General features: G+C 73.6%; 7 protein-coding genes and 2 pseudogenes. 5 read left to right on the top strand and 4 right to left on the bottom strand.

Features of this window, described 5'->3' with window-relative positions; translation table 11 throughout:
- Positions 1–827 (bottom strand): FAD-dependent oxidoreductase (locus IE249_RS38300; RefSeq protein ID WP_229859126.1); only part of this gene is annotated, 827 nt, incomplete at its 3' end.
- A gap of 101 nt (positions 828–928) precedes the next feature.
- Here IE249_RS38300 and IE249_RS23740 point away from each other — a divergent pair.
- Entirely contained in the window at positions 929–1564 is a 636-nt protein-coding gene (locus IE249_RS23740) for a TetR/AcrR family transcriptional regulator (RefSeq protein WP_189707690.1), read from the top strand.
- A gap of 94 nt (positions 1565–1658) precedes the next feature.
- A complete protein-coding gene (locus IE249_RS23745; protein WP_189707692.1) occupies positions 1659–2021 on the top strand; it encodes a DUF3040 domain-containing protein in 363 nt (120 codons plus the stop codon).
- Here the strand turns inward: IE249_RS23745 and IE249_RS40090 are convergent.
- Together IE249_RS40090 and IE249_RS23750 are read right to left on the bottom strand one after the other, a co-directional pair.
- Positions 2008–2409 (bottom strand): annotated as a pseudogene (locus IE249_RS40090) (CPBP family glutamic-type intramembrane protease); the annotation flags it as partial. The gene IE249_RS23745 and the pseudogene IE249_RS40090 overlap by 14 nt on opposite strands.
- A 233-nt stretch (positions 2410–2642) precedes the next feature.
- Positions 2643–5849, bottom strand: a pseudogene (locus tag IE249_RS23750) (TIM-barrel domain-containing protein); the annotation flags it as partial.
- Positions 5850–6091: 242 nt separating this feature from the next.
- Here IE249_RS23750 and IE249_RS23755 point away from each other — a divergent pair.
- From IE249_RS23755 to IE249_RS23765, 3 genes are all read left to right on the top strand, one after another.
- Positions 6092–6871 (top strand): SDR family NAD(P)-dependent oxidoreductase, encoded by a 780-nt coding sequence (locus IE249_RS23755; RefSeq protein ID WP_189707696.1) that lies wholly within the window; start codon positions 6092–6094, stop codon positions 6869–6871.
- Positions 6872–6886: 15 nt separating this feature from the next.
- Entirely contained in the window at positions 6887–7837 is a 951-nt protein-coding gene (locus IE249_RS23760) for an NADP-dependent oxidoreductase (protein WP_229859128.1), read from the top strand.
- Positions 7838–7999: 162 nt separating this feature from the next.
- The gene (locus IE249_RS23765) at positions 8000–8899 is read left to right on the top strand and encodes a DMT family transporter (RefSeq protein WP_189707698.1); all 900 of its coding nucleotides are present in this window, start codon (positions 8000–8002) and stop codon (positions 8897–8899) included.
- A 20-nt stretch (positions 8900–8919) separates the two neighbouring features.
- Here the strand turns inward: IE249_RS23765 and IE249_RS23770 are convergent.
- On the bottom strand, positions 8920–10095 hold a 1176-nt coding region (locus IE249_RS23770), incomplete at its 5' end, for a DUF3103 family protein (protein WP_189707700.1).

Genomic DNA, 10095 nt, shown 5'->3' on the forward strand with positions numbered 1-10095 from the left:
CGAGTGGCGTCGCCGAAGCGGGAGGCGTTGTCCACGGCGCCGAGAGTCGTTCCGGGGCCGTACACCGCACGCAGCGCGTCGGCGATCTCCTCGTCGGGGACGGGTGTGTCGCGGTCGGGGTCCGTCTCGCCGACGCGGCCGAACGTGAACCGGTACCGGTCGCCGCCGAGCGGCACCAGCATGGCCCAGTAGCCGCCCGCGTGGCGGGTCAGGGTGCTCATGTGCCCCGCGCGGGACGGCACCAGCGGGGACACGGCGGACAGGCGGATGTCGGTCAGCACCGCCTGATGCGTCCCCGGCCGGCCCGGGAACGGCAGCCCCAGAAGCTTGCGCACCGCACTGTGCCCGCCGTCGCACGCCACCAGGTGGCCGGCCCGCACGGTCAGGGCGCCGGCCGTCACGGTCACCCCGTCGTCGTCCGGTTCGACCGCGGTGACCGCGGCCCCGCGCAGCACCCGCGCGCCGGCGGCGACCGCCCGCTCCTCGAGCACCTCCTCGATCTCCCACTGCGCGACCGCGATCGGGTCCGGATGCCTGGTCCGCCAGGGCGCGCAGTCCAGCGACACGGGCAGGGCCGCGAAGTGCCCGCCAGCGGAATCCCGCGGCAGCGCCCTGGCCAGCACCGGCTCCAGCAGCCCGCGCGACTGGAGCAGTTCGGCGGTACGGGGCTGGATCCCGCCGCCCTTCACCTGCTCGACGCGCTCGGGCAGCTTCTCCAGTAGCAGCGTCTCGACCCCGGCCAGGGCCAGCTCGTACGCCAGCGTCAGCCCGGTCGGCCCCGCGCCCACGACCACGACCTCGCTCGTGCTCCGCCTCGACTCCGTCACTGCCGTCCACCCTCGTCCGTCGTTCCGAAACATCGCCTCGGAGTAAATGTATACCAGGTGCAGAAATCATCCGGGTGCAGTCGCCTGCTACGGTGGGCGCCGTGGAAGGCAAGCCGGGACTGCGGGAACGCAAGAAGCAGCGGACGTACGCGGCCATCTCGGACGCGGCGATCACGCTGTTCCTCGAACACGGCTTCAACCAGGTCTCCGTGGCGCAGGTGGCCGAGGCGGCCGAGGTGTCCAAGCGCACCCTCTTCGCGTACTTCCCGACCAAGGAAGACCTCGTGGTGCACCGGCTGGCCGACCACGAGACCGAGGCCGCGCGGGTCGTGCGCGCCCGGGCGGCCGGCACCGCCCCGCTGACCGCGCTGCGCGAGCACTTCCTCGACGGGCTGCGCGAGCGGGACCCGATCACCGGCCTCAACGACCACCCACAGGTGCGCAGGCTCCACCGCATGATCCTCGACGCGCCCTCGCTGGTGGCGCGGATGGAGCGGTTCAAGGCCGGGGCCGAGCACGCACTCGCCCGGGCCCTGGAGGAGACGGCCGGCGTCCCGGAACTCACCGCACGGCTCGCCGCCGCCCAGATCGTCGCGGTCCAGTGGGCGCTCGCCCAGGACAACGCCGAACGCCTGGCCCACGGCGAGTCGGCCGACGGGCGCCACGAGGGCGCGGTGGCCGACGCCGAACACGCGTTCGCGCTCCTCGAGTACGGTCTGCGGGGATTCGCCGGTTAGGCGCCCACGGGATGGGAAGCCGGTTGTCGTCAGTGAAGTCCGCGTGCCGCCGTGCGGGCCCGCAGGCCCACGGCCGCAGCTCAGGAGCGGTGCCATGGTGTTCACGTCATGGGAGCAGCGACAGCTCAGGGAGATCGAGGCCCACCTGGTGGCGGACGATCCGCGGTGGGCGGACCAGTTCACGGCCCGGGAACGACCGGCCCGGCCGGTCCGCGAACGGCCGGGCCAGGAGTGGCCGGCCCAGGAACGCCCGGCTCCGCGAAGCCCGGCCCAGGAGCGCCCGGGGAGCCGGCGCCGCATCGCGTGGCTGGCGCGGCCGCTGCTGTTCGTGCTCTGGGTGGTGACGCTCGCGGTCGGATGCGCGCTCAAGTGCGCGCCACTCGTCCTGGCCGGCCTCGTGGTGATGCTGTGGGGCCGGGCGGTGGTGCTCATGGTCCGCTGCTTCAGGAAGAACTGAACGCGGCGGTGAGGAGCCGGGCCAGGACCCGCTCGGCCCGCCTGCGGCCGGGCGTCAGCCGACCGCGCCGCCGGGCCGGCAGCAGGAACGCCACCGCCGCGAGCACGCAGAACAGCACCGAGTACAGGCTCGCCTCGGGGCCGAACTCGCCGCCGGACAGCAGCGCGGGGCCGGACGTCGGGGCGTCCAGCAGCCCGTGGGTCGAGCCGTTGCCGGAGACCTCGGTGCCGAAGCCGCCGGCCGCGGCGAAGTTCCAGCCGAAGTGCAGGCCGATCGGCGCCCACAGGGTGCGGGTGGCGGCGTACGCGGCGGCGGGCATCCACCCCGCCTCCACGGCGATGGCGATCGCGCCCCACAGGCTCGCGTCCGGGTTCGCCAGGTGGTACAGACGGCCGCTACCGGTACCCGACGGTCACGGCCGACCGGATGCCGTGCGCGGGCACGCTGACCCGCAGCACATGCGTGTCCGCGTCCCAGTGCCAGGCGGAGGCCGCCAGACGTGAGCCCTGCGACGCTGACCCGCAGCACATGCGTGTCCGCGTCCCAGTGCCAGGCGGAGGCCGCCAGACGTGAGCCCTGCGCGGTCACCCGGCTCGGCGCCCGCTCCACGCCGAGGAAGGACACCGTCCAGGTGCGCCTGCTCACCTGGCCCGGGAAGGAGCCCTTGGCGGGGCCGATCCTCAACTCGTGTGTTGCGGCGCGCTCTTGGTAGCGGATGCGGGTGGCCGCCGCCCGCCGCGACACCGGGCCGGTGCCGTCGTCCTCGTAGAGGGAGAAGGCGCCGGACGCTCCCGGGGCGACCGTGACCGAGACCGCGTCCAGCGGGCTGCGCGCGTCGCCCGCCACGTCCCCGGACCGTGTGGTGACGATGCCGCCCGCGCGGACGAAGACGGGCATGGTGTCCAGCGTGGTCGTCACGTCGAAGGTGGCTCCGCCGGCGGGTGCGGTGTAGGTACGGCCGGTGAAGTAGTCCGTCCACCGGCCCGGCGGGAACCACACGGACGTGGTGGTGCGGGTGCCGGGCGCGGTGACCGGCGCGACCAGCATGTCGGGACCGTAGAGGTACTCGCTGTCCGCCTTCGTGTAGGCGTTCTCCTCCTCCGGGTACTGCAGGTACAGCGGCCGGACGATCGGGGTCCCGGTCGTGTTGGCCTCGCGGGCGAGGGTGTACGTGTACGGCACCAGGGCCTCGCGCAGCCGCAGGAACTTCTCGGCGGAGTCGCGCCCTTCGGTCCCGTACTGCCAGGGCAGGCGGTCGCTGTGGTTGCTGTGCAGTCGGTCGACGGGCTGGAAGGTGCCGAACTGCACCCAGCGGGCGTAGAGGTCGTCGGGCAGTTTGGTGGTGCGGTGCGTCTGGCCGCCCGAGACGTAGGTCTCGGCTCCGGGGATGCCGTATCCGTCGTTGTGGCCGCCGATGTCGTGACTGACGGCGGCGAGGCCGGTGGCGGCGGACTCGCCCGGTGTGTAGCCGACTTCGGCGCGCAGGGTGCCCCAGTTCGACGTCGTGTCACCGGTGAAGTGCAGCGTGGAGCGCTTGTCGGCCCAGGGGCCGGTGGGCAGGCCCACGCCGCCGCTGTAGCCGCCCGCCTGCAGCGATCCGTAGGCGCGCGACAGCACGAAGCCGCGCTCGCTCGTCTCCGCGGTCAGATCCGCGTACTTCTGGTTGATCCAGGCGTCCGGTGTGACGCCGGCCTGCGAGGAGCGTGAGGCGTCGCAGCACCAGTCCAGCCACCAGAAGTCGTTGCCGGCCCGGTCGAACGGCCGGTGCAGATCGAGGTACGCCTTGAGCTGGTCGGGGTCGCCGAAGTCGAAGGTGTAGCAGTCCGAGCCGGCCCCGGACGCGCAACCGCCCTTGCGCAGCTTGCCCTTGGCGGTCGCCTGCGCGGCGGCGAACCGCGGGTCGGAGCCGAGGACGCTCGGGTGCACGTTCAGGGTGTTGTTCAGGCCCTGGCCGGCCGACCAGTCGAAGAACCCTTTGGGATCGGGGAACTTGGCCGGGTCGAAGTTCCATCCGCTCCAGGTGTTGGGCGACTTGAAGTCGGTGTCGGTGACGAGCACGTCCAGGGGCACGCCGGCGGCGCGGAAGGCGGGCAGGACGGTGTTCTCGTAGTCGCTCGCCGTACGGTCGATGTACTCGGAGTACCAGACGCCGTAGGCCCAGCGGGGCAGCAGCTGAGGCGGTCCGGTGAGGGCGGCGAGGTCGGACAGGCCCTGCCGGTAGTCGTGCCCGAAGCCGAAGAGGTAGCCGTCCTGGTAGGGCCGTCCGGCGTGGTCGGGTCGCGCGGACGCCTTCTCGGTGGCGGGGTCGTAGATCGCGGAGGGTGTGTCGTCGAGCAGGTACCAGCCGTCGCGGTGCAGCAGTCCGGGCGTGGTCCAGGGCGCCGGGTCGCTGTCGCCGTTGAGGCCGTCGAGGCTGCGCCGGTAGCCACCGAGGGCCAGATGCGGCGCGGGGGCCGCCTTTCCGGGGGAACCGAGCGCGAGGGTGTCGACGTTGACGTGGCAGGCGGCCGCGTCCGGACAGGCCAGGGTGACCTCGTCGGTCCCCGCCCTCAGGGCGACCGGGACGGACGCCGACGCCCAGGTGTTCCAGTCGTCCGTGGGCGGCAGGGACAGGGTGGTCTCCGTGCCGCCCTTGGTGGTGACCGTCATGGTGCGCGTCCGGTGCAGGCCGTCGCCCCCGGTGCCGTTGGCGTAGCGCAGCCGCAGCAGATAGGTGCCGTCCGCGGGCACGCCCGTGATCCGGTCCGAGATCGTGGACCCCTGATTGACCTCCGCGGTGAAGCCGGCGCCGGCGTACCCCTTGTGGTCGGTGGCCACGGCCGCGGAGCCCGACAGAAGGGCGTCCTCGGCCTCGCAGCTGGTGCCGAACCGGCAGCCCGGCACCGTGCTCGCGCTCCTGGAGGGGTACACGGCCCCGGGCGTGAGCAGGGCGGCGCTGTCGATGTTGACGTTCCCGGAGTCGGCGGCGGTGCGGTGCAGCCGGAGGGTGTGCGGGCCCGCGTCCAGCGGCAGGGACAGGCGGGCCACGCCCCAGGTGTTCCAGCTGTCGGTCGGGGGAAGAGAGAACGTCCGGTCGGCCCCGCCGTCCACGGCCAGGCTCAGGGTGCGGGTCTCGTGGCGGCCGTCCCCGCCCACCGCGTTGGCGTACCGCACGGCGAACTCGTAGGTGCCGGCCGCCGTGGTGCGCACGTCCGCGGCGAAGGAGCCGTTGTCGACCGCGAAGCCGGCGAGGAAGCCCTTGCCGGTGAACCCGTCGTGGTCCGCGGCGAGTCCGGAGCCGTCGTACGACTGGTCCTCGGCCTCGCACAGCGCGCCCACATCGCACACGTCGTGCCGCCAGGGCGCGGCCAGCACCGGCTGCTGCCCCGCCTTGAGCGCCACCGTCAGGTTGCCGGCGGTGAAGGGCCCGGAGCCGACCCGGTAGCGCAGGGTCATCGCGCTGGTGGTGATGGTCAGGACGCCGTCGCGCACGGAGGAGTCGTAGTGCGTGGGCGTGAAGGAGTCCCGGCCGATCGCGTTGAACGTGGACCGGTTCTCGAACCGCCCGTCCCCGGCGTACTCGGTACGGATCAGGGCCGGCGACAGCACTTCGAACCTGGCGTCGGGCAGCGTCACCACGGAGGCGGCCCGCACGGTGGAGGCGCCCGGCGACTCGCGCGGGGTGGCGGCCGAGGCGGCGTCCGGGGACAGGAGGCCGAGCGTCACCGCCGAGACGGCCAGTAAGCGGCGGGCGACGGAGGTGCGCGGCTTGCGGGGGGATCTCGGGCACGGAGGTCTCACGGAACGCTCCCTACGGCGGCGGGCACTCTGACGAGCACGAACGGACATGCGGCGACGACTTCACGTGCGTACCGGCCCGGGCGCCTACAACGTTGTAGACGCGGTCCTCAGGCATGAGACCACGGCCCCTGCCGCGTGTCCACACCTGTAACAGACATCGTTGTCACGGGAGTTGGCGAGCGGGCATGAGGAACTTCTGAACATCCCGGCGGGATGTGGTGTCCTGCTGGGGACACCTCGTGCGCCCGACGCGCCGCGTCCGCTCCGACCCCCACGTCCAGGGAGCAGCAATGACCACCCCACTCGAAGGCCGCACCGCCGTGGTGACCGGTGCCGGCAAGGGCATCGGACTCGCCGTCGTCACCGCACTGGCACAGGCCGGGGCCACGGTCGTCGCCGGGTCCCGCACCTCCACACCCGAACTGGACACCCTGGTCAAGGAGGGCCGGGTCACCTGGGTCCCGGTCGACCTCGGCGAGCCAGGGGACGCCGAGCGGCTCGTCCAGGAAGCCCGGGGGCGCCTCGACATCCTGGTCAACAACGTGGGCGCCGCGCCCGCCCGGACCGGAGGGTTCCTGTCGGTGACCGACGCCGACTGGCAGCACATCCTCGACCTGAACCTGCTCAGCGCCGTACGGGTCACCCGGGCCGCCCTGCCCCTCATGCTCGAGGCCGGCCGGGGCTCCGTCGTGACGGTCGCCTCCGTCAACGCCACGCTGCCCGACCCGATGGTGATCGACTACAGCGCCGCCAAGGCCGCCCTCGTCGCCTTCTCCAAGGCGCTGTCGAAGGAGGTCGGCCCGAAGGGCATCCGCGTCAACACCGTCAGCCCCGGCCCGGTGCGCACCGACCTGTGGCTGGCCGAGGGCGGCGTCGCGGACACCGTGTCGGCCGCCGCCGGCGTCACCCCCGACGACGTGGTCGCCCAGGTCGCCGGCTCCACCGCCACCGGCCGCTTCTCCACGCCCGAGGAGGTCGCCGGCCTGGTCCTGTTCCTCGCGGGCGACCAGGCGGCCAACATCACCGGCAGCGACATGATCATCGACGGCGGGTTCATCCCGACCTGGTAGCCCTGGAGGACGGACATGACCGAGATGAACGCGATCCGCGCACACCGCCGCGGCGGCCCCGAGCAGCTCGTCCACGAGAAGGCTCCCCGCCCCCGGCCCGGCGCGGGCGAGATCCTCGTGGCCGTACGGGCCGCCTCCGTGACCGCCGGGGAGCTCGGCTGGGACGCCACCTGGACCGACAGCTTCGACGGCTCGGGCCGCGACCGCACCCCCATCATCCCCTCGCACGAGTTCTCCGGAGTGGTGGCCGAGCGCGGCGACGGCGTCACCGGGCCGCGGGAGGGCGAGGAGGTGTACGGCCTGATCCCGTTCACCCGCGACGGCGCCGCGGCCGAGTACGCGACCGTGCCCGCCGACGTGGTGGCGGCCAAACCCGCGTCCCTGAGCCACGACGGGGCCGCGGCCGTGCCGCTCGCCGCGCTGACCGCCTGGCAGGCCCTGGTCGACCACGCCGGGGTGCGTCCCGGCACGCGCGTGCTCGTGCACGGCGGCGCGGGCGGGGTCGGCTCCTTCGTGGTGCAGATCGCCGCCGCGCTGGGCGCCGAGGTCGTGGCCACCGTGGGCCCCGCCGACCTCGGCTTCGTCACCTCGCTGGGGGCCGGCACGGCCGTCGACTACGTCCACGAGCGCTTCGAGGACCGGACCGGCCCCGTCGACGTAGTCGTCGACCTCGTCGGAGGGCGGACGATGGACAGGTCGTGGGACGTCCTCGCACCGGGAGGCGTCCTGGTCGGCATCGCGGCGCCGCCCGACCAGCGGGAGGCCGCGCGCCGCGGCGTCCGCGCCGTCTTCTTCGTCGTCGAGCCCGACCGCGCCGCCCTGGAGTCGATCAGCGAACTGATCGAGGACGGCCGGCTGACCCCCGCGGTCGACCGCGTGCTGCCGCTCGCGCAGGCCGGGGCCGCCTACGAAGCCCTCGAACGCGAGCACCGCCGTGGAAAGATCGTCCTCCACGTCGGCGACTGACCGCGCGCACCGCCGGCCGGCACCGCGCCGGCCACCCGCCGTGAAGTCACGGCGACGGCAGAACGTCGTACGAGGGCGGGAACAGAACGCCGGCCGCTGCGGTTGCGGCGAGGGCCCGTGCGGGCGGACGGTGGCAGCAGACGACCGAGGAGTGGTCCGGACATGGCTCTTGCCGTCATACTCGCGGCCCTCGCAGCGTGCAGCAACGCGCTGGGAACGGTGCTGCAGCGGCGGGCGGCGCTGACGGTGCCGGCGTCGACGTCGCTGCGGCTGGGGCTGATCACCGACCTGCTGCGCACGCCCGTCTGGCTGGCGGGCATCGTCGGGGTCATCATGTCGGCGGTCCTCCAGGCCCTGGCCCTGGCCTTCGGTTCGCTCGCCGTGGTCCAGCCGGTCTTCATCCTGGAGCTGCCGCTGGCCCTGGTGATCGGCGGGGCGGTCTTCCACGTGCACCGGTCCCGCAGATCGTGGACGTCGGTGGCCTGCATCGCCGTCGGCCTCGCCGTGTTCCTGTTCTCCCTCGCGCCCTCCGGGGGTCGTACGTGGGTGCCGGGGCTGTGGTGGGTGCCCACCCTGGTGATCATCGGCGGCATCGAGGCGGCGCTCGTGCTCGCCGCCCTGCGCAGGCCGCTCGGTCGGACGCGGGCGGCCTGCCTGGCCGCGGGAGCGGCGCTGGGCAACGCGCTCACCGCCGCCCTGATGAAGTCCGCCATGGGCATCCTGGGCACCTGGGGAGTCCGGGCGTTCTTCCTGTCGTGGCAGACCTACGCCTTCGCGGCGATCGGCGCCCTGTCGCTCTTCCTGCTGAGCACGGCGATGCAGGCCGGCCCCCTGATCGCCTCCCAGCCGGCCCTGACCCTGACGGACGCCGTGACCGGCGTGGTGCTCGGCGTGCTGATCTACGAGGAGCAGCCGCGCACCGGACCGTGGATCATCGCCGCCGTGCTCGGTTTCGGCCTGCTCACCTACGGCGTCTTCGCGCTGTCCCACACGCGCTGCCTGGCGGAGTGCCTGCACACCGACGAGGAGGCCGCCGACCCGATGGAGCACGCCACGGCGTAGCCGGGCGTGCTCCGGTCGGCTCAGGACTCCCGCACGAAGTACGGTTCGAGGGTCATCCAGCCGTTGCCGCGGGCGCCGTGGCGGGTGCCGTTGTCGGTGCGGGACAGGGTGTACCAGGAGTCGACGTAGTCGGGGTCGTCGGTCCACCAGTCGTTGGGAATGGCGTCGAGGACCGCGTCGACCAGGGGGATGTAGGCCCCGTGGTCGGTGATCGTGAGCAGCGCGGTGGCGATGGCCTTGGCGAGGTCGTGGTAGTTGGTGCTGCCGTCGTCCTCCATCATCACGGCGTCGGCCAGGTCGTACTTGTAGGACGACCAGTTGACCAGGATCTGTCCGGGCCGGTAGACCGTGCCGTCGTTGTCGAGGTACGGCATGTCGACCGGGTCGACGCGCACCTTGCCGTCCTGGCCGAAGCCGGTGACGAGCGTGTAGATCTCCGCGTCCCCCTTGATCCAGGGCTCCTCGTCGTCCGCGAGTTCCACCGCGGTCACGCGGGTGGTCCAGAAGCCGGCCGTGGCCGCCCGGGCGCGCGGAGCACGCGCCGCGCCGTCCCGCGTGGGAGCGGGGGCGGGGGCGGCGGAGGCCAGGCCGTAGTGGCGCAGTTGTGCGTCGAGGACGCCGAGTCCGGCCGCCAGTGCCCTGGAGCCGTCGATGTCGACGACGTAGACGGGCCGGGCGGGCACGTGACGGGCGTCGAGCCGGTGGGCGCGGCCGCGGCTGTCGTAGGCGACGACCGTGGGGGCGTCGTCGTCCACGCCGGCGGCCGCGACCCACGGCGCCGTCCCGGCCCCCAGCGCGCCGCGCATCGAGGCGTCCCCGAGCCGCAGCCGCAGCAGCGGGCCGACGCCGGCGTCCAGGCCCTTGGCGGCCGCGATCCGCTGATCGGCCGCGGCGAGCGCGGACTTGAGGCCGCCGCGCGCCAGCGCGGTGAGGGGCACCTCGCCGGAGGCGAGGACCGCCTCGCGGACGCGTTCGCGCCGGACGGGGTCGGCGAGGGAGAGGGCCAGTGCCCGGGCCGCGTCCTCCTCGGCCGCGGGGACCGCGGAGTCGGCGGTCACGGCGGAGGCGGAGGAGGCGGCGGGGGCTGCCGGGGCGGCCGGCCCGGAGGTGGCGGCGGCCGCCGACGCGGGCAGGGCGCTCACGGCCTGTGTCGACGACAGGGCGAGCAGGGTGGCCGCGACGGCTGTGACGGCGCC

Source organism: Streptomyces anandii JCM 4720 (assembly GCF_014650655.1).
Taxonomy (GTDB): Bacteria; Actinomycetota; Actinomycetes; order Streptomycetales; family Streptomycetaceae; genus Streptomyces; species Streptomyces anandii.